This window comes from Wolbachia endosymbiont (group B) of Philonthus cognatus (assembly GCF_947179345.1).
In the GTDB taxonomy this organism is placed as follows: domain Bacteria; phylum Pseudomonadota; class Alphaproteobacteria; order Rickettsiales; family Anaplasmataceae; genus Wolbachia.
Window position 1 is genome coordinate 787,561 of record NZ_CAMXBG010000002.1, and the last position, 24,295, is coordinate 811,855.

General features: G+C 32.4%; 24 protein-coding genes and 2 pseudogenes. 15 read left to right on the forward strand and 11 right to left on the reverse strand.

Translation table 11 applies throughout. From position 1 onward, the window contains the following. Positions 1-22 precede the first annotated feature (22 nt). The 4 genes from ONG78_RS05600 to ONG78_RS05615 form a co-directional block, all read right to left on the reverse strand. Positions 23-2,638 carry a hypothetical protein gene (locus ONG78_RS05600; protein WP_264377885.1) on the reverse strand — a complete coding sequence of 872 codons (2,616 nt, stop codon included), beginning with the start codon at positions 2,636-2,638 and terminating at the stop codon, positions 23-25. Next, positions 2,613-2,999, reverse strand: coding sequence for a hypothetical protein (locus ONG78_RS05605; protein ID WP_264377886.1), 387 nt, complete (start codon positions 2,997-2,999; stop codon positions 2,613-2,615). Before ONG78_RS05605 ends, ONG78_RS05600 begins: the two co-directional genes overlap by 26 nt. Positions 3,000-3,101: 102 nt before the next feature. Beyond that, on the reverse strand, positions 3,102-3,737 hold the full coding sequence (locus tag ONG78_RS05610; protein ID WP_264377887.1) for a hypothetical protein: 636 nt from the start codon (positions 3,735-3,737) through the stop codon (positions 3,102-3,104). Continuing rightward, complete coding sequence (locus ONG78_RS05615) at positions 3,721-4,335, reverse strand: hypothetical protein (RefSeq protein ID WP_264377888.1); 615 nt, start codon at positions 4,333-4,335, stop codon at positions 3,721-3,723. The genes ONG78_RS05610 and ONG78_RS05615 overlap by 17 nt, the downstream gene beginning before the upstream one ends. Before the next feature lie 804 nt (positions 4,336-5,139). Between ONG78_RS05615 and ONG78_RS05620 the strand changes: the two genes are divergently transcribed. Further along, a complete protein-coding gene (locus ONG78_RS05620; RefSeq protein ID WP_264377889.1) occupies positions 5,140-6,075 on the forward strand; it encodes an ankyrin repeat domain-containing protein in 936 nt (311 codons plus the stop codon). A gap of 122 nt (positions 6,076-6,197) precedes the next feature. Further along, the gene (locus tag ONG78_RS05625; RefSeq protein ID WP_264374766.1) at positions 6,198-6,920 is read left to right on the forward strand and encodes a TomO hydrophobic C-terminal domain-containing protein; all 723 of its coding nucleotides are present in this window, start codon (positions 6,198-6,200) and stop codon (positions 6,918-6,920) included. 204 nt (positions 6,921-7,124) lie between these two features. Here ONG78_RS05625 and ONG78_RS05630 read toward each other — a convergent pair whose 3' ends face one another. From ONG78_RS05630 to ONG78_RS05640, 3 genes are all read right to left on the reverse strand, one after another. Beyond that, positions 7,125-7,286, reverse strand: a complete 162-nt coding sequence (locus tag ONG78_RS05630) for a hypothetical protein (protein ID WP_264377890.1) — start codon at positions 7,284-7,286, stop codon at positions 7,125-7,127. Positions 7,287-7,339: 53 nt separating this feature from the next. After that, positions 7,340-7,627 carry a hypothetical protein gene (locus tag ONG78_RS05635; RefSeq protein ID WP_264377891.1) on the reverse strand — a complete coding sequence of 96 codons (288 nt, stop codon included), beginning with the start codon at positions 7,625-7,627 and terminating at the stop codon, positions 7,340-7,342. Positions 7,628-8,030: 403 nt separating this feature from the next. Then, a complete protein-coding gene (locus tag ONG78_RS05640; protein ID WP_254229723.1) occupies positions 8,031-8,408 on the reverse strand; it encodes a TraR/DksA family transcriptional regulator in 378 nt (125 codons plus the stop codon). A gap of 108 nt (positions 8,409-8,516) precedes the next feature. On the opposite strand from ONG78_RS05640, the gene ONG78_RS05645 reads away from it, so the two are divergent. Beyond that, positions 8,517-9,164: a heme exporter protein CcmB gene (locus tag ONG78_RS05645; RefSeq protein ID WP_264374763.1), complete on the forward strand. Its 648-nt coding sequence runs from the start codon at positions 8,517-8,519 to the stop codon at positions 9,162-9,164. A gap of 176 nt (positions 9,165-9,340) precedes the next feature. Here ONG78_RS05645 and ONG78_RS05650 read toward each other — a convergent pair whose 3' ends face one another. Beyond that, positions 9,341-10,051 carry a class II aldolase/adducin family protein gene (locus tag ONG78_RS05650; RefSeq protein ID WP_264377892.1) on the reverse strand — a complete coding sequence of 237 codons (711 nt, stop codon included), beginning with the start codon at positions 10,049-10,051 and terminating at the stop codon, positions 9,341-9,343. A 235-nt stretch (positions 10,052-10,286) separates the two neighbouring features. Here ONG78_RS05650 and ONG78_RS05655 point away from each other — a divergent pair, with 235 nt between their 5' ends. Beyond that, entirely contained in the window at positions 10,287-10,871 is a 585-nt protein-coding gene (locus ONG78_RS05655; RefSeq protein ID WP_264377893.1) for an AAA family ATPase, read from the forward strand. On the opposite strand, the gene tsaB is transcribed toward ONG78_RS05655, so the two are convergent. From tsaB to ubiG, 3 genes are all read right to left on the reverse strand, one after another. After that, the gene (gene tsaB / locus ONG78_RS05660) at positions 10,841-11,446 is read right to left on the reverse strand and encodes a tRNA (adenosine(37)-N6)-threonylcarbamoyltransferase complex dimerization subunit type 1 TsaB (RefSeq protein WP_264377894.1); all 606 of its coding nucleotides are present in this window, start codon (positions 11,444-11,446) and stop codon (positions 10,841-10,843) included. The two genes, ONG78_RS05655 and tsaB, sit on opposite strands and share 31 nt — an antisense overlap. Further along, positions 11,446-12,576 carry a dicarboxylate/amino acid:cation symporter gene (locus ONG78_RS05665; RefSeq protein WP_264377895.1) on the reverse strand — a complete coding sequence of 377 codons (1,131 nt, stop codon included), beginning with the start codon at positions 12,574-12,576 and terminating at the stop codon, positions 11,446-11,448. The genes tsaB and ONG78_RS05665 overlap by 1 nt, the downstream gene beginning before the upstream one ends. Positions 12,577-12,683: 107 nt before the next feature. Next, positions 12,684-13,850 carry a bifunctional 2-polyprenyl-6-hydroxyphenol methylase/3-demethylubiquinol 3-O-methyltransferase UbiG gene (gene ubiG, locus ONG78_RS05670; RefSeq protein WP_264377896.1) on the reverse strand — a complete coding sequence of 389 codons (1,167 nt, stop codon included), beginning with the start codon at positions 13,848-13,850 and terminating at the stop codon, positions 12,684-12,686. Positions 13,851-13,995: 145 nt separating this feature from the next. Here ubiG and dnaG point away from each other — a divergent pair, with 145 nt between their 5' ends. The 11 genes and pseudogenes from dnaG (at position 13,996) to ONG78_RS05725 (ending at position 24,264) form a co-directional block, all read left to right on the forward strand. Next, positions 13,996-15,729, forward strand: coding sequence for a DNA primase (gene dnaG / locus ONG78_RS05675; protein WP_264377897.1), 1,734 nt, complete (start codon positions 13,996-13,998; stop codon positions 15,727-15,729). A gap of 105 nt (positions 15,730-15,834) precedes the next feature. Then, entirely contained in the window at positions 15,835-17,073 is a 1,239-nt protein-coding gene (locus tag ONG78_RS05680; RefSeq protein WP_019078875.1) for an IS256 family transposase, read from the forward strand. A 106-nt stretch (positions 17,074-17,179) separates the two neighbouring features. After that, entirely contained in the window at positions 17,180-18,478 is a 1,299-nt protein-coding gene (locus tag ONG78_RS05685) for a Na+/H+ antiporter NhaC family protein (RefSeq protein ID WP_264377898.1), read from the forward strand. Between the two features lie 143 nt (positions 18,479-18,621). Continuing rightward, positions 18,622-18,903, forward strand: a pseudogene (locus ONG78_RS08035) (DnaJ domain-containing protein); the annotation flags it as partial. Between the two features lie 258 nt (positions 18,904-19,161). Further along, positions 19,162-20,391 carry a TomO hydrophobic C-terminal domain-containing protein gene (locus tag ONG78_RS08145; RefSeq protein WP_458694287.1) on the forward strand — a complete coding sequence of 410 codons (1,230 nt, stop codon included), beginning with the start codon at positions 19,162-19,164 and terminating at the stop codon, positions 20,389-20,391. Positions 20,392-20,628: 237 nt separating this feature from the next. Further along, the gene (locus tag ONG78_RS05695) at positions 20,629-20,976 is read left to right on the forward strand and encodes a ferredoxin family 2Fe-2S iron-sulfur cluster binding protein (protein WP_006013713.1); all 348 of its coding nucleotides are present in this window, start codon (positions 20,629-20,631) and stop codon (positions 20,974-20,976) included. A gap of 7 nt (positions 20,977-20,983) precedes the next feature. Further along, entirely contained in the window at positions 20,984-21,997 is a 1,014-nt protein-coding gene (locus ONG78_RS05700; RefSeq protein WP_264377899.1) for a hypothetical protein, read from the forward strand. Continuing rightward, the gene (locus ONG78_RS05705) at positions 21,981-22,382 is read left to right on the forward strand and encodes a cytochrome c-type biogenesis protein (RefSeq protein ID WP_010401557.1); all 402 of its coding nucleotides are present in this window, start codon (positions 21,981-21,983) and stop codon (positions 22,380-22,382) included. Before ONG78_RS05700 ends, ONG78_RS05705 begins: the two co-directional genes overlap by 17 nt. 129 nt (positions 22,383-22,511) lie before the next feature. Then, positions 22,512-22,637: pseudogene (locus ONG78_RS05710) on the forward strand (IS256 family transposase); the annotation flags it as partial. 504 nt (positions 22,638-23,141) lie between these two features. Then, on the forward strand, positions 23,142-23,555 hold the full coding sequence (locus ONG78_RS05720; protein WP_264377900.1) for a hypothetical protein: 414 nt from the start codon (positions 23,142-23,144) through the stop codon (positions 23,553-23,555). 175 nt (positions 23,556-23,730) lie between these two features. Further along, positions 23,731-24,264 (forward strand): HK97 family phage prohead protease, encoded by a 534-nt coding sequence (locus ONG78_RS05725; RefSeq protein ID WP_264374754.1) that lies wholly within the window; start codon positions 23,731-23,733, stop codon positions 24,262-24,264. Positions 24,265-24,295 lie beyond the last annotated feature (31 nt).

Genomic DNA, 24,295 nt, shown 5'->3' on the forward strand with positions numbered 1-24,295 from the left:
TAATTTGAGCCTGTTGTAAAACTTAACGAATATTATCTGGAACATTATTACCCAACGAGTCTACATAGTATCCATTATACTGCCCATTTTGATGGGAGATGACTAACGTAACCCAATGGTTATTATTTAAATTAACAATTAAAGTTAATGGCCTTCTTTCACCTCTTGTTGCTACGCTATCTTGAAACTGTTGCAATTGATTAACTATGTGTTCCGGTGATCCTACTATTTCAAATAATGTGTCAGCTCCATCAATTCCATAACCATATTTTATTCTTGCAATATCAGCTATATCATGTTGTTGAAGCCAATAATGATAATCTTTTTCTGCTGTTGCAGATTCTAATGTACGTAAATTCTCCTCTTGTATACCAATATTTTTAAGCCTCTGAGTTACCTCTTGTATTTCTTCTAAATGTTTTCTCTTAGCTATGTCAATAGAACTATGAACTACTATAGCAGGAACAAACTCATCACTCGTTAATATTAAAGAATTTTTGTCTTTAGCCTTCACATTCACAACCACACCCATGAAAAGCATTTTATCACTATCTGTTATTGTTTTCAGTGCTGCCCCTTTAGCATATCTAATATTTTGTTCCTTTGTTAATTCATCAACTTCTTCTTTCATTTGTTTTTCATTTAAGTCTTTATCTATAAGCTTAAATTCCAGCGCTATAGGAGTATATTCTTTAGTACCCTGAGGCGAAGGACCAATACCTTGAATTACCATATCAACACGACCACCTGCTCCTGTTTGAAATTCAGGTATAATTACAATTTTTGCAGAATCCTCTTGTTTTGCAGAAGTCTCTTTTAGCTTCAAATCACTGTAACTACTAAGCAAGCCATTAAGCACAGCTTGCAATTTAGCTTCATCAGTTATCAAACCTTTTATAGGATAAATTGTATCTGCTATATCAGTAAGTAGCTTTTTATAATCTGGTAATAAATCTTTACTATCAGAGGAAGTAGCATGCTGAGAAGTGATTGCTTGATCAAATTTTACCCTTAATTCATCAGAATTAGGTATCTCAAGAAAATTACCTGTAAATTGCTGAGCGTTACTACTTGGATTATATTTACTTATTTGCTTTATCTCAAAAAGGTCTTTGAAAGATAAGTTTTCTTTATACTTTTTTAAACCCATAGTAATTTCTATAACATTTTCTATTTTTCCAACTTCAGGTATATCCGTAACTGGAATTTTTTTTGGGTTAAGATTTTGTATTTCTGTTTCTTGTTCAATTATGTGAAAAACAAATGCTGTTTTATCTTGTTTCTTATCACCTTTGATAAATACTAAGGTAGTTACAGGTCTTTCTTTTGACTGTGCTCCGCCTCTTGTCTTAGATTCTAAAGGATATTCACTATAAGAAAAGACATACTTTTCTACATCAGTTCCATCAAATTTATCAACTAAGATTGATTGACCTACAGTATATCTGCTAAAATAGTAAATGTCCCTTGTCTCCTTATTTGCCGTAAAAGTATAGTATTCACTCGATAACAAATCCGTTGCCCGTTGCTTAAAAATTTCCTCAGAAATTTGTTGATTACTCCATTTGCTAGCTAATTCTATAAAATCTTCCATCAAAGATGATGGTTGTTTAATAGGTTTTACTTCAGTTTTAAACGGTTCCGCATTATCTAAATTTAACCCAACAGCAATAGCATTACCGGCGTTGGTTAAAATCCTCATCTTATTTGGTCTAAAACCTTTAATATAGTCTTCAGCTTGCCTCAGTGCATCACTTGTAGTAACTTGCCCTTCAGTTCCAGCCTTAAGTTCAATAAGAATTGGTACTGAATCAACAGCACGGTCAGGTCCACGAACAAGTAAAACAATATCAGCATAACCTCTACCAGCAAATTGCTCCAGATATAGTTTGGTATTATCACGATATCGAAAATTATCGAATATTCCTGCCACAAAACCATGTTGATCAGCTTCGCGAGCTCTATTGCCATAAACACTATCTTGTAAGCCTAAATTGGTATGAATTTTTTTAATATAATTTAGAATGGCTTTGAGATTTTCCTGAATTTGATCTATTTCTGCATCTGGGTTAGCAAGCTTTTCAATATAACTTTCTAAATAAACAGACTTACCTAGCTTTTTTGTCACTTCTTGAAATTTTACTGTAGGCTCAATAGGTTGATCTATAATCTTCTTTTTACTTTCTACCTTAATGTTTATTTTTTCATCTTCTCCATCACTCTTTAAGGTATATCCCTTTGCTGACGTGATTCTTGATAACTCCTTCCTAACATCATCACTAAGATCTTTACCTGACTTACCTAGAAATTGCTTAATTTCATCAAAAAATTTATTTTTAAACGCATTATTACCTTTTAATTCACCAGAATCAATTTGCATTGTTTGAATATTTCCATATATATCCTTAGCTTTATACTCCAATACGTTATTCTTCAGATATAAATGTAACTTCTTCGACTTAACATCCTTGTCTGACTTTGGTCTGCTTTTTACTAACTCATACTTATCTTTCAAAATTTTTATCACATCAATTTGAAGCTTGCGAGCATCTGATTCAGTATAATCTCTACCCATTACACTCTTAAATTCACCTGTAGTAAATTCAAAATGCTTAACGTGCTTGTTGAGATTCAGCATGTTGAGCTTCTATATCCTCAGTGAAAATAAAAACATGTATTTTATCTTTTGTTTCTGCTACAACCTTTAAAGTTCTTGATCCCTCAAAACGAAAGTGCAACTTCTTTATGCCTAGCTTATCATTAAGCTTAGTATCTAATACACTAGAAAACCAACCTAAAAATCTATGAGGAAAAAAACTAGCCTTTTCACTAGAATGCAAATAAGATTGTATTTGATCAATCAATGACTGAAATCTTGCTTCAAAAGATTTATCTAATTGATCTGCTGCATTGGAACCCGTGGAGGGTACTTTCTGAAAAAGCAGCTCTATCAATTCAAAGTCTTGTGGTTTTTCTTGTTGTTGATTGTTATTAACCATAACTGCCCCCTGATTTCAACCTTTTACAACTTTTACTCTTACCTAAACTCTTTGCACACTTTCGTTTAAGTCCAAGTAACTGAATTTTCCAAAAGAGAAACATTACACTTTGCTTCTAACATCAGTTACCTTCTGCTGTATAGTTTCTACATCTAATGATGAATTTGGTACTGTTGAATCACCAGCACTACCATCTAATTGCTTGTTTCTAACCTTAGTGAATATCTCATATATTGACTTATCTTCTTCCATAATAGACTGCATTTGCTCTTGATTAAGAGAGTTAACGATTTCAGACAATATTTTAACAGCTTTATTCTTCTCAATGAGAGAAGCAACCAAATCTCTGGTTGATGAGAGTTGTTCGCTTAACTTATTTAAATAGTGTTGTCTATGAGCCTCAAAGCCAGGACTGTTCCACATAGAGGTGAGCATATCACTACCAGATTTAACAAAATTATCATCTGGTGCAGAAACAAGTGAGTTTAATGCTGAAAACATTGATGTACTATAACCTTCAGGAGATAAATCTTCTGGCTTTAAATGTTCAAATAGCTTTCTGGCATTTTCGAAAGAATGATTTCTTCTTAATATACTTAAAGCATAATAACACCTATGTTGTTTAAAGTCCCTTTTCAATAATTCATGGTATCTGTCAACATCAAGACGACGTAGGCAAAAATCAACCATTCCAACATCATCAGTAGAAAAATGTCCTTTATTATATGCCACTTGCATTAATAAATCTTCTTTTTGGAGATACAGAATCAATAGATTGCAATTTATTCCAAAAGAATTCTAAAGCTTCCACGTGCTTTTCTAGCATTGCACATTTAAAAGCATAAACGTATGGATGCTCGTTATTTAGCTTTAACTGATGTTCTTGGTTATTCATAGCATGTGACCAGTAGATCATTAAAGCTCCATCATCAAGCTTTCTCACTAAATTCTTCCCTGATTCATCACTTTGTTCTGATTTAAATTCTTCGAAAATAGCTTTTATCTCTTCTTCAAAGCAACACCAACAAGCAATCCTATAGCGATCAAAGCGACTGAGGAGAATTTTTTGCCCATCTTCAGCTTTTAATGTTAACAACTTTTTTCCAACAGTATATCTATTGAGTTTAACTTGACCTGAAGCACCTTCTACTTCCCAACAAGTTTCATTTTCTAAAATTTTCTTAAGAAAAGGTGGTATTATTGTTCCATCCCATCTACGCAGCAATGTCTGATATGCAATACAATACCTCTTAATCTCTAACTCTTTGAGCCCTTTATGAGAATCATCCTCTTTGATGGAAGTTAGTAATACTCTTTGTACATTTTCGTAATCCATACTTACCCCTAACAAGATTTAATATATTTTAGGCATGTTGCTCTACCTTTAAAACTTTGTCAATTACTATTTTAGAAAAATTTTCTAACCCAAAATAACTTTCGATAAAAGCCTCTTAACAGGCTCAATACATAGCCTTTTATTACTTTTAAATTCTGTTTTATCATAAGCTTGTCTTAATTATTCTTCTGCAAGCAAATTAATACTAATTTAGCAACACATATTGCTAGTAACTTAAACAATATAACTATCTCCAGCGTTCAAAACCAAGGACCATGAGAAGTATTTTTCTTGGGATCTTATGGTCTACCAAGTGTACCATACGAACTTTTTAATATAGTGATTTTATTATACGCTAAAATCATCTATATTGGCTTACTTTCACTAAATTTATATACGAACTAGTTTGCCTAACTTTGTTGTAACAACTTTGCGTTTTTATTTTTATAACCCTGCTTTTATTTCAGCTGCTCTCACAAAGGTAGGTACTTTTTTGTGGTTTTTGGAAAGAGTAAATAAACAAATTTCTTGTAACACTACAAAACCTAGTATTTTCTAAAAGTTTTTATGTTATTTTTAATAAGTTGATAAATATTGTAATACTTGTTATAATAATGTCAGAATATTAACAAATATGCAATGAGAGTTAATTTTAGTCAATATGTTGAAGGTGAAAAACTTTCAGTTTCATCTTTTATGCTATCACTAATAAATCTAGGTCAAAATGAGAAGATTTCAACTAAAAAAATAAATGATAAAAAGCATATATAAGAGAAAGAAAGGGAAGAAGTCGTCCAAGAAATAATGAGCAAGAAGCAACAAGAATTGGTAAATCAACTCATAGAATTTTTGCAAAGCAACAAGCATATTAAAGAGCTTAGTCTTCAAGATTCTTGGTACTGCACTCGGACTATAGAAACTTTAGCTCAATCTTCATCCCTACAGAATCTTAGAAAGCTTAATCTAAATTTGGAGGATATTGATGTTGAAGCTATAAAAACTTTAGCTAAATCTCCACATCTACAAAATCTTGAAAAGCTTATTATACATAGCAGAAGTATTGATTGTAAAATAGTTGAAGCTATAGCTGAACTTCGTGATCATAGAATTGAGTTTGATAAATTATTCAGGAATGAATATCAGATCTTTTATAGATTCTTATTATCAAAAGTATATTCTGATAACCAAATTGCAGGTGAAAAAGACGTAGAAAAGATGGTTATGGATTCAGCTTTATTTGATCTTAGAGGAAAAGTTATTGAATATATATTAGAAAATCCTGATAGATACCCTCTCTCAATCAACTCACAAGATCGAATACCAGGAAAACCTCTTTTACATTTTGCTGCTCGAATAGGAATGCTAGAGTTAGTAAAGATATTAATGAGAAACGGAGAAGATGTTAATACAATAAATGATGGAGAGACTCCTTTGCATTTAGCTGCTAAATATGTCTATACAAAGCCAATGCTAGATCTAATAAAAATAGGCTTAAGTATTAATTCAATAAATGCTTATAATTTAGCTAGAAAACGTAACGCTACAGAGGTAGTGCAAGCTCTAATAAAAGCAGGAGCAGATATTAATGCGGTAAATCGAACTGGGGAAACGCCTCTTACTACTGCTGATAATGCTAAAAACACAGATCTGAGTAGGCTAATAGTAAATCATATAACAAAGTTAGAAGCTATTGAGTTATATATAAGTGATCAAAACCTACAAAAAAAAATGAATTTATAAACTCTTCAGAGGAGAGAAAAAATTATTGCCAGCATTCTCAAAAATGTGAAAAAGAAGTTCAAAAGATTAAAGAAAGAAATGAGCCACTATATGACTTTTTGAGGGAAAGTGACGTTAATAAAATGGTTGACATATGGGAAAAAAATGAAAATGTACGTAATGAATTTGATAATGAAAAGGGTTTAAAAGGGAAATATCCAGAATATGCTGACATTTTAATTAACAAAGCTAATAAAGTAAAAAAAGAAATTTTTCTGCATAATCAGAAGCCACTGATTCACTGGCTACAAGCATATTATAAATGTAATTTTCGAGCAATAACATTTTCCGGTATATGCTCCTTCTTTGATAAGAGGAAACAGGATAAGATATTCAAAAAGTATCCAATGCGTTTAGGCAGTATTATGGGCAGGTTTAATTCTGATAGGTTAAAATACTTAATAGATTGTGAAGAGAGAAGCTGTCCTAAACTGTCAGTACAGACAGCTAAATACTGCATAAAAAATAAACTACTAGAAGGAAATCTTTGTAATCCAAATATTGAGCAACTTCCAGCAGTTAGTCAGGCTTGTTTTTCGGATGAACAAGTTTCTCCACCAACAAATGATGCTCCACGAAGTAAAGAAAAAAATAAACTGCCTACTGTATGTGCTTTCACATTAGCAATAGCTGGAATTGTTTCAGGAATAGCTATTGCATTTTACTCAGGAATGTTAGCGGTAGGAATAGCAGTTGGAGTTTGTTGTCTAATTGCTGCTGCAGTCATATACTGTTGTAATAGTCCTTCAAATTTACTTAAAGATAGCAATGTTGAAATTGTAGTGAATCAAATAACAGTGGAATGATTATAACTCAAGGTAAGGAGAAATATCAGGAAGGTTGGCTTTGTTACCTATGAAAGGCTACCTTCCTGAAAATGTTATTTTTTTGCAGTCAATTTATCCAATTTAGTGGGAGTGTTAAATTTACTAATCTTTCCATAAGTGAGATTAAAGAATTGCAGAAAGTTTAATAATTTATATATTCTTTTAAAGAAATTATCTTATTTTTTATTGGCAGACAGCTTGCTTAAACCCGTAAAACCTCTCCAGTTGTTCACCCCATAACATCGGTATTTCTCTTTTTAGTTTTTTCCATAACACAAGAAAAACTAACCTCTTTTTCAGCCAATACAAGGCTAGTTTTTCTTTCAATTCTGAATTTGTTTTCAACTTGAATTATCATTTTTTATTGAAACTACGTTTATGGAATCACTCAAATCATACTACACTACACCAACTTGATCAGAGCTCATAAGCACCTCTTCTTGACTAGCCATAAGTTCTTGTAACCTATTTTCCTGCTCTGTAAGGCACTCAAATTTCTCTAATTCTGTATTATTATATTCAATGCATCCAAGCTTTGCTGACATCAATTCAGCTTGCTCCATACACATAAGCTCTAATAATTCTTCATCTTGGTTTGCGTGAAGCATTTTCGCTCGCTCAAGACATTCCGAATTCAATTTCATTCTAATGGAGTCAATGTCTCTCAAAAAACTTATATTACTCATATAGTCCTCTATTTGAAAAAAGCAAGTTATACAATAAAGTGTAATAGTTTAGACTTAATCTGACAAGCGTGAATTATCTGACAGAAAAATCGACAAAGTCAAAAGAAAAAAGCACAAGCTCCTCCAAGAACGGCTCCACCTAGAGACCAATTACGTAATAATTTATTACGTTCTGGGAGTGTTAAATAAACTGTGTCAAATCGCATTTTTAGTTCAACTCGATTTTTAACCTACCAGGAAAAAAGATATCAAGTTGGATGATAAGATATTTGTTTCTAATTCTTTATAGTCTACCAAACCGGTAGTTGTGTTTGCTTGACTCATTGTCAAACCTCCATTTTTTTATCAATTTATTACTTTACTTCTCGGTTTGACACAGTTTATTTAACACTCCCGACAAGTTCTAATCATTAATGTTATACACGTTCTTTTCTTTTTCTATTCTCTCTTGTTCTTCAATACAATACATAGCAAGCGGATTAGCTTTAAGTCTTTCGACTCCTATTTCTTCTCCCGTTCCATCGCAGTAACCATAAATGCCTAATTTTATTTTTTCCAACGCCTCCTTAATTTTTTCTTTTCTATCTTTTCGGCGCTTAATTAATTCTCCATTTTCACTATCAGAATAAATACTACTATCTTCTAGATCTTGTTTCTCCAGTTCAGAGAGTATTGATTTTAACTTTAAGCTAAAGTATTCCAGTTGTTTTACGTTCATATATTCTTCATTTTCTGAAGGAACGTAATCTTCCGGTAACTTTATTTTTATTAATTTTTCCATAGCATTATCAATAAAATATATTAAAACTTATATAACTTATAAACAAAAAAAATTATACTACCCTCAAAGTAAACACTATAATTTATAATAAACATTTAAAATCCTGGTATGATTAGTTCGGTAAAAAAATTAGTAATAAATGATAATAACCTTACTTATATAGTATGTATTTTTATTATAATGTTAAGTTTATCTTCATATACACTTGAAAACAACAGTAAACAAGAAGTCATATTAACATTAACATGGATATGTGCTACATTTGTTTTGCAGATCTCTACAAATAATTTATTTACATCTGATTATCATGATGGAATATTAGAGCAAATCTTTGTACAGCCACTCTCTTCTAGGCTGATAGTTGCTTATAAAATCTTCGCTCACTGGTTGTTATTTGGGTTACCGATTTCAGTGATTTCTTTCATGTTCAGCTTTGCAATTCTAGGCAATAATATTGAACATTCAATAGCAGTTGGAGTGTCTTTATTATTTAATACGCTGATAATCATTAATATTTCAGCTACTGGAAATGCATTGATGATTGGTCGAAATAACTTAGCATCAGGAGTGTCGCAAATTCTTGTTTTGCCAATGATAATGCCAACTTTTGTATATTTCAAATTGCTAACTCAATTTGAAAATTTATCCTTGAATATTTATACACTACTAATCACCATCTTAGTTTTTGTCATTTTAATTGTTAACAGCACTATAACTACTCACATAGCATTAAAATTTGCTGTGGAGCAGGATTGAAAAAACTTACTAGTTATTTACTTGTATCTGCTTAGTTAAGGGTGTTAACTTAAGTAGAGATGGAGACATTAGACTTCTTGCATGAATTGAAGAGTTACAGAGTGTGAAACCATTATTGGATTTCAGACTGGCTGGTTATGCAAGAAATCTAATATCTATCGAAGAGTCAGAAACTTTTATAACTTACCTTTAATCAACCTAACCCATGCGTGCCAATCTCTCTCACCAAGATTGCTTTCGAAAGACAGAAGATCCTTTACGGCTTTTGAGCAAATTTCTTCACTTGGAATTGACAACGCCCTATTCATTGCTAGCGTCAGGCATTGAGTTTTACAAGCTTGTTCTAAGTGATACGTATAAAACATTGCTTCTTGTATAGTCTGACCACATGTTATAGATCCATGATTGCGCATTAACATCACAAAATTTTCTTTCAAATCAGCTATTAATCTTTTTCCTTCTGTATCATCAAGTGCCAGGGAATTATAATCATGGTAAGATACCTTATTATAAAAGTGCAGCGCCCACTGACTTATTGGGAGTAATCCATCCTTGAGAGAAGAAACTGCTACAATAGAAGGTGTATGTAGATGAAAAATTGCTTGAATATCTTTCCTTGCTTGATAAATGAAGCCATGGATTACATAGCCAGTTTTATTATATTGATATTCTTTGCCTTCAATTATATTCCCATCAAACGATACTTTCATCAATGAACTTTCATCTACTTCATAAAAACGTATACCAAACGGATAAACATAAAATGACTTTTTATCTTCAGAACGTACAGAGAGATGAGTATACGTATGATCATCTAATTTAAGATAAGATAAAATCTGATAGGCGTTAACTAGGTCTCTTTTCAACTCACTATTTGTTAATAACATAGCTCTTGACTAAAATTTTCTAAGGATTTATACGTGAAAAAAAGTTTATTATAAACTAAAAAGTGAACCTACTTTAAAATAATAAGCACTTTTACTTGCCTTAGGTGATTAGAGTTTACATTTCTAGATTACATAATATTTTAACTATAAAAACGGCTTTTTATGTAATATTTCATATGTTTTAAAGCCTTGTTTTTATGTTATTATAAGTGTAGGTTTTAATATTAAGAGTAATATGGTAAATATTGACATAAAAAAACAGCTAACAAAATTTTTCATATATATCACTGGTCTTCCAGGAAGTGGTAAACTTTCTACAGCAATAGTATTATCTAGTATGATAAATGCACTAATTGTAAGTGGATTTGAATATAATCAAACTTCCAAAGAAGTTCAAAATAGAATATATAACATTGTGCAGGTTATGCTTCAGGCAGTAGAAGCCTATCCAATTGATTCAAAAAATTATATATTTCTTGATGACTTAATGAAAAATAATAATGACAACATAACAATATATAACTCAATAGTAGAACTTAGTAAAAAAATGAGCACAAAAATCCTTCCCATAGTACTTAGGTGCAATCCATTGATATTACAAGAGCGTACTATATTAAAAAAGCAAAGAAAAAATAGGAAGGTTACCAATATAAATAGTATTAAATTTAGAGCGGAAAATTTATTTGTGCCACCAAATGCTATAGAGATAGAAAATTCAAATATGAGTATAAAAGAAGTAGCAGAAGAAATAGTAAGTCAGATGTACAAACTTGGCCAAATTAATAGTGTTTACGCAATAGGCAACGATTTCATATACTGAGGCTCATTTAAATATAGAGCTTCAACACCATTTAATTTTTGTTTATTTTTTAGTCTATAACGGACTAATAGCCCTGCATGGCTAGCATTTAACTCTGGTAAACTGCAATCCATATATGTAATGCAGTCCGTTTCAGGCTGGAGTTCACTTACTACAGCAGGATTTGATAGCGGTAACAAATTGAAATCAAATAACTGTGTATAAAACTTTTGATCATCTTCGATTATAGCTTTAATATTTTTTTTGCTATTTGCACAAAGTAGCGATATTGCATATGCTTGAGCTTCCAGCTCACTAACCCCATATAACGGCTTATTTGTAGCAAGATTTATACCTTGTGCAGTTGATATACCAACTCTGATTCCAGTAAAACTTCCTGGTCCAACTATCACTGCTAAATGGTCTATTTTATCGTAGCTGTAATTATGCTTATCAAACAAAGTATTCAGTATTTGAAAAAATGATTCTGCATGACTATTGTTTGCAGAATTGCGTTCTACAAAACAATTACCATCGTAATCAATTACTGCTATTGAACTACCAGCACCTACAGTATTAATTGCTAGAATGGACATCACTTAAGCTTATCATAGAGCTTTGTAAACATCATAGTGAACGCACCGTTACCCATAACATTTGCTGAAGTTATTATTGGGTCAAATACTATATACAATGCTGTAATTAATGAAAGCATCTCTGGAGAGAATTTAAGATACTTCTCAAGAACAGGCAACATTACCATAATTCCTCCCGCTGGAACTGCAACAATAGCAAATTTAAATAACAGAAAGTAGAGAAGGAAAGTCACATAGTCTGTTGCAGACAATGCACCACCAAAAGTCATTATCATTGATAGTATTATAATAAAAAAGCAATCACCTACTAAATGAAAGCTAGCAGTTATTGGCACAACAGACGATGCTATATCATGCTGCTTTACATTTTTTTTGCTTCCTTCAAGAGTAAGCGGCATAGCTGCATTACTAGACATTGTGCTCATTGCAGTAATAAATGCTGGTATCATATTACCTATACTAGCTATCCAGCTTGTGATCTTGAACGAATTTGCTGCTCCATATAAGAGAAAAACATAAAGGTAGGTTGCAGATGATATAATAATAAAAATTATTGAGTAATCCTTAAATATTATGGGTAAAACCTGATCATGTTCCATTTTTAAAGCAAGACCAAGTACAAACATTGGAATAATTGGCGTCAAAAATGTCTTCAAAAGAAAGAGAGTTAAATCTAACATTTTGTTCGAGAGCTCTTTGCTTTTTTTTGGTAATATTGTGGACACTAATATGCTTAACACAAATCCACAAGCAAGGGCATAAAAATTAGAAAGCAATGCAGGTATCCTAAATGACCATAAAGGAACAATTGTTTCTTCATATGTTATATCTTGTATTGAATAAGTGTTTTGTGTGATGAAATGCCCAACAGAATAAGCTATTAAACTTGAAGCTAGATTCGACAAGAAAATCGTTATAATAAGTAACAATATAAACTTTATAGCCGACTGCTTAAGATTGTTAACACTACTAAAGATTAATGCAAAAACAATAAAAGGCATTATAAATAGTAAGATCTCTTTTATACTAAGGCTTATTGAATACAAGAAGGTTTTCACTTCCATTGGAACTAGATGACCAAAAAATACAACCGAAGTGATAACAGCAAGTAAGGTTAGTAATTGTAACATATTCTAATATAGCGATATCCTATGGAAATACATATGATAAATTAGCTGCTAAGTAAAGTAAAACTGCCTAAAATATTTGCATTACCTTCTAGTACTTGAATGAGATTTCAAGTTACAACGTTTCCACAAAGTATATAATTAACATCCACACCTTTGGTCAAGTTCCATTCACGCTTTATTACATTATATTCCATACCAGCCATGTTTTGCAGTATTACGTTGTTTTCCCTTAGATGATTTGCAATTTCTGATGGCTTGAGAAATTTATTCCAATTATGTGTGCCTTTTGGCAGCCAGTTTAATATGTACTCTGCGCCGACTATTGCAAGACAGAAGGATTTAATAGTTCTATTTATCGTCGATATAAAAATTAGCCCTTCTGGCTTCAACAGCTCTATTGCTTTTTTCATGAAAAACTCTAAATTATCGACATGTTCAACCACTTCCATCAACAAAACCACGTCATACTTCTTGTCATTGCTTAGCTCTTCAATGCTAGTGTGTGTGTATTCTATATTTAACCCTACTTTCTTCGCATGCGACTGTGCCACTTTTATGTTTTCCTCACATACATCTATTCCTGCAACGCTAATACCAATACGCGCCATTGACTCTGACAAAATGCCACCACCACAACCAACATCGAGCAATGATAGTTCTTTTAAATCGCATTTTTTTAATTCTTTTATTTTCTCAACGATGTATGATACTCTCACAGGATTCATCATGTGCAATGGCTTGAATTTGCCATTCTCATTCCACCATTCACCTGCTATTTTAGTGAATTTTGATATTTCATCTTCGTTATAAGTTTTTGTGGTTTTTTTCTTGCTAATATTGCTAAGTTTATCAAGGCGTTCTTTATGTCTACTTTCTTTTGAAAATTCTGTTTCGAGGAATTGTTTGACTATGTCTTTTGCTAATCCACTCGCAGTAAACCCTGCACCAAGACAAAGTATATTCGCGTTGCCATGCTCGCGAGCTAATTTTGCGATCTCAACACTATTACATAAAGCAGCGTAGATTCCTTCAAAACGATTTGCCACAGTACTCATGCCCAAACCTGTACCGCAAATTAATATTCCATAATTTGCTTTTTTGTTTGTTATATCTTCTACAACTTCAGCAGCATAGTCAGGGTAGTCTACACTCTTTTGTTCAGCAGTGCAGCCACGGTCTATCACTGTATAATCTAAAGTTTCCAAGTAAGCCTTTATTTCTGATTTTAGTTCATAACCTGCGTGGTCTGAAGCAACTGATATCACATCTGACATATAAGAAATTGCAACTTAAGGGTATTTATATGGGTAATTTATTTTGAGCTTTTTGTCAAGCTCTCCTGATCTTTCTGAATAAATTTCGAGTCAGATATGCATAAATTCTATATAATTTTTATCCTACCACTACTAATTCGGTAAAATGGATCATATAGATATTATAAAGTCAAAATTATTGTTGTCCGACATAGTAGGAAAAAAAGTTAGGTTAATAAAAAGAGGAGATAGTTTTGTTGGACTCTGCCCATTTCATAACGAAAAAACTCCATCTTTTTCGGTCAGCAATATTAAGGGTGTATATTATTGTTTCGGTTGCTCAGCTCATGGTGATGTGTTTGAATTTATTTCACAAACTGAAGGCTTAAGTTTTAAGGAAGCGTTGGAAAAATTGGCATCTGTTGCAGGTGTTGAGTTACCCAAAAACCTCAGCTTTGCTAAAGAAAATGACAAACTGTTTTCAGCACTGAATTTAGCTGCAAGTTGGTTCGCGCAGAAAAATCGAGGTGTTATGGCTTATTTAAGGCAGCGCAAGATCTCACTCAAAATCATAGATAAATTTAAGATAGGTTATGCACCAAGTTCTGGCTTGAAGGAATATTTGAACTCCTCTGGTATTAAAGACGAGATTTTGATCGATGTTGGGTTAATAAATAAGAATTCTCGTGATTATTTCTATGATCGGCTGATATTTCCTATACACAACATCACGGGCAAAGTTATTGGTTTTGGCGGACGTGCGCTGAACTCTGAGCAACAGCCGAAGTATTTAAACAGCCCAGAGAATCAGCTCTTTAAGAAAAGAGAAAATTTATATGGATTAAACTTTGCTTTGAGTGAAATACGCAAAAAACAGCATCTATTTGTTGTTGAAGGATATATGGATGTAATAGCACTACATCAAGCGGGAATTAGCAATACAGTTGCTCCGCTTGGTACCGCAATTTCTGCAGAGCAGATAAAAAATCTATGGAAATTTGCTAAAGAAATTTCCATCTGTATGGATGGCGATAGTGCCGGACGTCATGCTGCTATTCGAATTGCAGAACTTGTTCTACCGATACTGGAGCCTGGATACACATTGAAGTTCGTGACTTTGCCAAACAATCAGGACCCATACGATATATGCAATGAGCTAGAATATAAGACAGAAGACGTACTCTCTGCTTTTAACCACTCAACAGAACTGCACTCTGAATATTTATGGCATCACATAATTGGTAGCAATTTGCAAAATTATGAAAAATTTGCTCCGGAAAAATATTCAATTCTTGAGCACAAGTTCATGAAATATGTCAATGCTATCGGTAACAGCAGTATTAGAAGGTATTATAGAGATTATTTTTACAATAAGGTCAGTGAATTAAGAAGAAACTTTAAAAAGCTGATTTTTAATATCAAAGCAACAAAAGGTGAGTATCTTTACAATAAATCTCCAGAGCTAATTGAAGCAGAGCAAAATCAGGCCATAATTTTGCGTATAGCCGTAGAATTTCCTGAAATCTTGAACCGTCCTATATTTTTTGAGCAATTTTCTCATTTCGAATTTACTAATGAGATGAAAAAATTACAACAGTGCGTAATTAATATGGTAACTAGTGAGAGCAACTTTAATAAAGAAATTCTGCTACAGGAGTCTAGTGTTATAAAGTTTATATTTGAAAAAACTAGCGTACTAAATAGTCAATTAAGTGAGAAGAGATCGGCAGAAACTGTCTGGAATAACATAGTATTACGGAAAGAATTAAATGTATTACAAGAAGAAAAAATTAAAGCAAGGCTGGGCGGTAATTTTGACTTAGAGGAAAGGCTAATAGAACAAATAAAGCAAATAGAGGATAGTATACAAGAAATGCAAATGGAATTTATTCAAAAGTAGATGGCTTAAGATGTTCAAAATTATTAGAAAAACAGGGAGTGTTAAATAAACTGTGTCAAACCGAGAAGTAAAGTAATAAATTGATATAAAAAATGGAGGTTTGACATGAGTCAAAAAATAGCAAATAGAACTACCGGTTTGGTAGACTATAAAGAATTAGAAACAAATATCTTATCATCTATACGAGAAGGAAGACCATTGACAGGAAGAGATGGTGCATTAACACCATTTATAAAAAAACTGCTAGAGGTGAGCCTGGAAGGTGAGATAGAAAACCATTTGTCAACTGAAAGCGAAGAAAACAACCGAAGAAATGGTAGAAATTCAAAGACTTTGAATACAAGTTCAGGATCATTTGAACTCTTCACGCCAAGAGATAGAAATGGGAGTTTTGAACCTCAGGCGGTTAAGAAAAGGCAAACTAATCTACATCCTGAGCTTGAAAAAAAGATCCTGAGTATGTTTGCAAGTGGCATGGGCTACAAAGATATAGCATCGCATGTTGAAGAAATTTATGACCACAAAATATCAGCGGCAGAGATATCAAGCATTACCGACAAATTACTGCCAGTGATAAATGAATGGCGCAGTCGACCGCTGCAGTCTGTATATCCGATAGTTTTCATGGACGGCATGTTCTTCAAAGTCAAAGAAGACGGACGGTGTGTAAGCAAATGCATGTATAACATATTAGGTGTAGATCAAGAAGGCAAAAAGGAGGTTTTGGGCTTCTATTTGGCTGAAAGTGAGGGAGCTAACTTTTGGCTCGGTGTGTTAAATGACCTCAAAGAAAGGGGTGTAGAGGATATTCTAATTGCTTGTGTAGATGGGCTGAAAAGCTTTCCTACGGCTATAAATAGCGTGTTCCCTAATGCAGAGGTGCAGCTATGTATAGTGCATCAGATAAGGAACTCGCTGAAATATGTGTCTAGCAAAGATGTGAAAAGTTTTATGAGCGATTTGAAGAAAATATATCAGGCTTCAAACAAGGAAATTGCTGAAAATTATTTGCTGGAGCTGGATGAAAAATGGGGCACGAAATATCCAATGGTTATAAAGTCTTGGCAGAATAATTGGGAAAATTTGTCTGGCTATTTTAAGTATTCTGACCCAGTGAAAAGGCTGGTTTACACTACAAATCCAATTGAGGGCCTGCATAGACAAATCAGAAAATTTACCAAAACCAAGGGCTCATTTACCAGCATAAGTGCCTTGTACAAACAGGTATATTGTGCTATAAAAAAGGTGGAAGAGAAATGGACAATGTCTGTACAAAATTGGGCATTAACCGTGTCTCAACTTGATATTTTCTTTCCGAACAGATTGAAAATTGAGTTGAATTAAAAATGCGGTTTGACACAGTTTATTTAACACTCCCGAAAAACACTGTATTAGTAGTTGCTTAAAATAGCTTATTCTAGTATATTTTCAATTTATTTAATTACGACAAGTGTTTGCATTTCTCCCTCTCATTATTTTTTTAACCTTATATCTTGGTAGTGGTACTTATTTTTCCTTTATAGGACTTGACAATCCTCTTCATCAAATTTCACCGTTAGTTTGCTTATTACCAGCATTATTTTTTGCTATTCTATTCAATAAAAACAAAATTCAGCATAGCGTTGATACTCTTATAAAAGGTATGGGGAATAAAACTACTCTTACCGTGTGTTTGATTTTTCTCCTTGCTGGGGCATTTTCTACTGTTACTCAATCGCTTGGTAGTATAAATGTTATTGCTAGCTTAACTATTTGCTTTCTTCCAGCACAATTATTACTTCCTGGAATGTTTTTAATTTCTGTGTTTATTGCAAGTGCAATAGGCACATCAATCGGAGTTATTGCACTTATAACACCAATAGCTGTGAATCTAGCACAAAATGGAGCTTTTGATTGTGCGGTGGGCGTTGGAGCTGTGATAGGTGGGTCTATGTTTGGCAGCAACCTTTCAATGATATCTGACACTACTATTGCTGCTACTTCTTCACAAGGAGCTTCAGTAAAGGATAAACTAAAACTAACCCTAAAGACAGGATCTGTTACAGGTCTTATAATACTTACTTATCTAGTAATGATTTCAAATAGCACAGAAGTTGTTTCTCTCTCAAGTCTGAATTATTTATCCATAGTCAAAATTATCCCTTATATATCTTTAATAATTATGGGTTTATTTGAAATAAACACACTGGTAACATTAGCTGTTAATATGGTTGTTGCTGGAATATTAGGAATAGCTTTTTTTGATTATTCTATTATTGATTATTCTCATGATATATGTAGGGGTTTTAATAAGATGAATGAGGTAATGATATTTATTCTTTTCAGTAGTGGATTAAGCCACTTAATGTACGAATACAGTCAGAAAAAGATAGATAAATTCACCGATGAGGTGAATCTCACAAGAAGTCAAGCTGAACTTATGATTGCAGGAATATCATCTTTGTTTACTATTTTAGTTTCCAGCAATATTGTTGCTATTTTATTAACTAGTAATATTGCGAAAAGACTTGCACAAAGATATAACATTGCACCACACCGTAGTGCGTATTTATTAGAAATATTTACTGCGATCACAAAAAGTATCTTACCTTATGGTTCTCAAATATTGCTAGCAAGCAGCATTGCCTCTCTTTCACCTATTGCTGTACTGACAAAAGTATATTATTGTTTTGTTTTTGCAGCAGTTGCGATAGGTGAAATAGTTATTAACGGCAGACGTCGTACGGTTGTAGCTCCTCAATTACCATAAACAACTCTTTAAATTTTCACTCAATTTGTTGATAAATTGACAAATATTATAATATTTGCTAAAATACTTATATAGTACCAATTCTTTTAAAGACATAGTATTACTAATGTTATAAAAAATGTATCAAAATAGTGGAGAAACAAATGCCTGATTATTATGAAATATTAGGAGTAAAAAGAGATGCTACTCACGATGAGATAAAAAAAGCATATCGCAAATTAGCATTGAAGCTTCATCCAGATAAATTGCTTGAGGAAGTGAAAGAGCTAGATAGGCTAGAAGGAAAGAAGAAGGACGGAAAGCTACTATCACAGTCGGAAGAAGATCAACGGACTCAACTTGAAGAGAAATTGACAAAGTTCAAGGAAATATCAGTAGCACACGAAGTGTTATCTAACCCAACAACAAGAAGCCAGTACGATAGAGGAAAGTATGAGGATGGGGATTGTAGTGATGAACTGGAGTTGTTGCGGGCAAAACTGATGGAACTGATAAGTAAACTTAAACAAGAAAATAAAAGAATGAAAATTTTTTATGAAATATGTAATATGTATTTGTTGAAAAGTCAAAAATTAATCAAAGAGGAATCAGAAAGGGTAATCAAGCGTTTTAAACAAATAGGCAAGATGGGCAAAGCTAAAGAGACTGAAAAATTAACCGAACTCGAATATGTAAACACTATTATGGAATTGTTGTGCAATATCTCGTCAAATGAGTATGAAAAGTGTTCTGATATAATAAAGAAAGTTACAATTGCTGCTGGTGACATTACATTTCTAGTGCAAATTGCTATTACGTACGATCGTGTGGAATTTTTCGAGCTCTTTGAAGGAAGGATAGAAATATCACTAAATGAAATCTTAAGATATGCTTATGAATACCAATCTGAAAAGTTTTTGGATTATTTTTTTAATGAGTGCTTAGATAAATTAAATATCAACTATAAAGATGAAAAAGGAAATACATCTTTACATCATACATTAAAATGGTTGGATTTGGATAAATCAAAATACCAAGGTTTTGTCAAGTCACTTCTTAGTAAAGGTGCAAGGCTTGATGTTAAAAATAGCAAAGATGAAACTCCATTTGATCTCTTGGTCAATTATGCTACATACCCTTTTCTTAAGAGAAAAATAGAAAGATTAAATAATCTTTCGGTGGTGCTTAGTTGTTGTAAAACTGATGAGCTAAAGAAGCTAGAAGGTACACCTGCATTAAATAAACTAGTAGATATTATTGTTGAATGTAACCATAAAGAAGCTCTAAATCTTCTAGTCGAAAATAACATAAAAATTTCAAGTATTACTTTAGAAAATATCGTTACAAGCAATTGCAATAAAAAGATTTTTGATTGCTTTTTACATAAAAATAAAATTGACTATCAAGATGAAAGTGGGGATACAGCTCTACATCATGCTTTAAGAAACTTACACTCCGATAAGTCAATGCTTTGCAAAGTTGAATCACTTGTGAGTGCAGGTGCGAGATTTTATGTTAAAAATGACCAAGGTGAAACTCCGTTTGATCTCTTGGTTGAATATGTTGAGAAGGGGTTTTATGGTCAAGCGTCAAGGTTAAGTTATGCTTGGAAGTTGCTTAACAAATGTGAAAATAAAGATGTACTAAGAGAGCTAAAATATAAAGATGGTACTACTGCATTAGATAAACTAAATGAGCTTCGTATTAAGTGTCGTAATACTTCTATCATAGTTGCTTCTACGTTAGCAGTAGTAGGAGTTGCTTTAGAAGTAGCTATTGCAGTTTACTCAGGAATGTTAGCGTTAGGGATAGGAATTGGAGTTTGTTGTCTTGTTGTTGCTGCAATCATATACCATTGTAATAGTCCTGCAAATTTATTGAAAGATAGCAATGCTGAAGTTGCAATTAATCAAATGGCATTAGTAAAATTATAACTTAAGATCAGAAGAAATGGCAGATCAAGTTCAATAATGTTAATTCAGTAATATATTTAGTAAAATCTAAAACTAAGAAAATTCTATACTTGCAACTCTGTGAGATGCTGGTGGTATCTATCTTACTTTCTTGATAGGAATATAGATGACAAGAGATAGGCAATGGAATTACAAAGAGTTTGCAAATATTAGTTATTATTTGTAGAATATAGAGAAATTAGTAGAGATTTTAATAGTATGCCATCCGTTACTTTTATTTTACCTGATGGAAGTAAGAAAAGTTATGAAGCTGCAGAGGGAGAAACTCTTCTTAATTTAGCCCATAGAAGTGATCCAGATCTGCTTGAAGGTGCATGTGAAGGTTCTCTTGCTTGCTCTACATGCCATGTGATTGTTGATCCAAAATTTTATGATGTTGTAGAAACACATAATCCTATATCTGATGAGGAAAATGACATGCTGGATCTAGCTTTCGGTTTAACAGAGACATCGAGGCTTGGATGCCAAATAAAAATCACAAAAGATATTGACGGTTTGTGCGTAACCGTGCCCAGAGGTACAAGAAATATATCATTAGATAAATAAGAGGATAATGCGTAAAATTTTTATCTATATTCTCATCTCCTTACCTTTGTTTATTCCTCTAGCGTATAGTGGTTTTTGGTATTTTTCTGCATTTAAGGTAAAAAGTCTTTTAACTGATTACATTAATGACGAAAAAGTTGATATTTCACATGATTTTAAGGGATTTCCTTTTAACCTAGTTTTTCGTGTAACGAATCCAAAATTTTCTAATGAGCAATTAACTGTTTCATCTGAAGCTTTAGTGATAAAAAACAGATTATTTGATAAGTCAGTATATATCTATATACCAAGCAATAAAGTAAACATTGCTGTCCGTAGTGATGAGAAAAAGAATATAAAGTGTCACACACACGTGAGTAGCCACTTTGTTGTTAAACTAAATGATTTACTATCTTCATTAAAATTCAACAGAAATAACACTGTAATAGACTATATAGATACATTTCGTTACGAAGATTATGGATTAAAATGTGATGTTTTAGAAAATCAGCAAAGTGTTATAACTGAAGTGAATGATAAAAGTAATTACATTCAATTTCACTTTGATAAAGAACTGAATGAAAATACTAAACTAGAATTTGATTTTTATACTTACCGTTATAAACATACTGCAAGTCCTGAAAATTACCTTAGTGTCGACGCTAAATTAGATTATGAATTTGTAAACCATATTTCAGCTTCTAAGATTAATTTCAACATAGAAAAATTTTTGATTGAGAGTAATAACTTTTCTATTGCTGCGAATGGTGGAGTAAGTAATTACAATTTAGTTACATCTTCATTTGAAGATAAAATCAATGTAGCCATATCAAATTATAAAGAATTAATTTCGTTTGTGACTAATGATTCAAAGACTGCAGATAAATTGGAAAAATCAATATCTTCCTTATCAGAAAAAATCACTGATAACGACATTCAATTTTCAATAAAGTACGACAATAATGTAGGTTCAGGCTTTATTGGAAAATTATCCACTACTGATTTTATCACTCAATTCACCAAGAATGAGAATAGTAATTAGCTTACTTTTTACATTGATATTCCATTTAAGCATAAATGCTTTTACTTTGGATGATAAACTAAGAGACGAAAGTATGGAAGAGCGAGCAAGTAGCTTATTTGCAGTAATAAAGTGTCCTGTATGCTCTGGTGAATTATTATCCGAATCTGAGTCTCAAGTTGCATATGGTATGCGTAAGACAATTCGCAAGAAGATCAGTGATGGATATACTAACGAGCAAATAGTTTCAGAATTAAAAAATTCTTATGGAGATTCAATTATCATTGTACCACCTGTAAAATCTAGTACCTACATTTTATGGTTTATTCCTTTTATAATTCTTCTTATTGGATGTTTTTTAATACGAAAATCAGTTCAGAAAATAGATAAGGTAGTAAAAAGATAACTATAGAGTAAAAGTGAGTTTACAACAAATGCAAGTAGCTACTATACGAACATGAGTTGGGAGTGTTAAATAAACTGTGTCAAACCGAGAAGTAAAGTAATAAATTGATAAAAAAATGGAGGTTTGACAATGAGTCAAGCAAACACAACTACCAGTTTGGTAGACTATAAAGAATTAGAAACAAATATCTTATCATCTATACGAGAAGGAAGACCATTGACAGGAAGAGATGGAGCATTAACACCATTTATAAAAAACTGCTAGAGGGAAGGCGTATTGTGCTATAAAGAAGGCAGGAGAGAAATGGACTATGCCTATACATGATTGGGCTTTAACTATCTCTCAACTTGATATCTTTTTTCCTGGTAGGTTAAAAATCGAGTTGAACTAAAAATGCGATTTGACACAGTTTATTTAACACTCCTGAAAATGCTACCACTGAACAACAAAATATTCAAGGACAGAGGACAGAGCATATAGCTACTTTTACCGTTATCCCAGTATTGTAAAACTGGGATAGCACTTTCTACTATGAAAATTATCTAAAATGTTCGTACAGTTTTTACTGAAATTACAACTCACTGCAAATCATATAGCTGGGTTTTGCAGTCCAGAAAAGCTTAATTTATTTTCTTTTAGTGATTAATTTAAGCAATCATATTAATATAGTAAATATTTACTTAATATACTAGTATTTACCTTGACTAAACAATTATAGTGCTGTATGATTTGTACTTAAGCTTTAATAGTGAGGTGTTGATGGACACACAAGAATTAGAAAACTTACAGAAAAGTTCATCAACAAAATCCCAAGATGCTGAGGAGAAAACATCAGAAGAGTTGGAAAGAAATTTAAACCTGAATGAAGCCAATAATAAAGGTCTAAGAGAAGTTGAGTTGAGAAGACAGAGAGTAGCTGAAACAAGTAAACTGGTTGGATCAATGATTGGAGCATTCTTAGGCACAATGATATATTCTAAAATCTATCAAGAATACGAGGGAGAAACATGGACAGAGTCATTAATGAATGGTTTTATAGCCGCTGTTTCTTTGGGATTTGGCTTCCTTCTAGGAAAAATAATTAATCCTACAAATGAAGCTGTTTCTACAAATCTGGAAAACGCTGCTGTTGAACAACCCAATGTGCAACAAACCCTACCCTTATGTATATAAAATGACAAATTTTATAACTAAAAAAGTACTTCCCCATTTTCAAAGCACTGCATACAATAGAATTATATTGTAGTGCCTTATACTCATCCTGAGATATAGGAAAACAATCTATACAACATTTTAAGCTGGCTCAGAGCGCTGGCAAACCCAATACCATAATTTACAAGGAGGACTTATGAATAAGAAATTTCTCTATTCACCATTATCAATAAAAAGCATAGAAGAAAACGGAGTATTTTCTGGCTATGCGAGCGTTTTTAATATAGTTGATAAGCAAAATGATCTGATATTACCCGGAGCATTTAAGAACAACTTAAATAAAAGTCAGATAAAACTTCTTTGGCAGCACAACCCAAGTGAGCCTATAGGTAATATTACAGATATTTGCGAAAATGATGTTGGCCTATATATAACTGCACATTTGCTTTTTGGTATTCAAAAAGCAGAGGAAGCATATTTAATGCTAAAAACTGGAACTATTAACGGTCTTTCGATTGGCTATATACCGATAGAGTATGATGTTGATCATGAAAGCGGAGCTCGAGTGTTAAAACAAGTGGAGCTATGGGAAGTTAGTTTAGTCACTTTCCCTGCAAATTTGTCAGCTCAGGTAATCAATGTGAAGAATCATTACAATGAACAAGAAATGTTAGCAAGAGCAATAGAAAAAGCAAATTCTGTGCTTACGAACATGTGTATTTCTACTTAAAATCTATAAAAATTTTCACACAATTTAACAT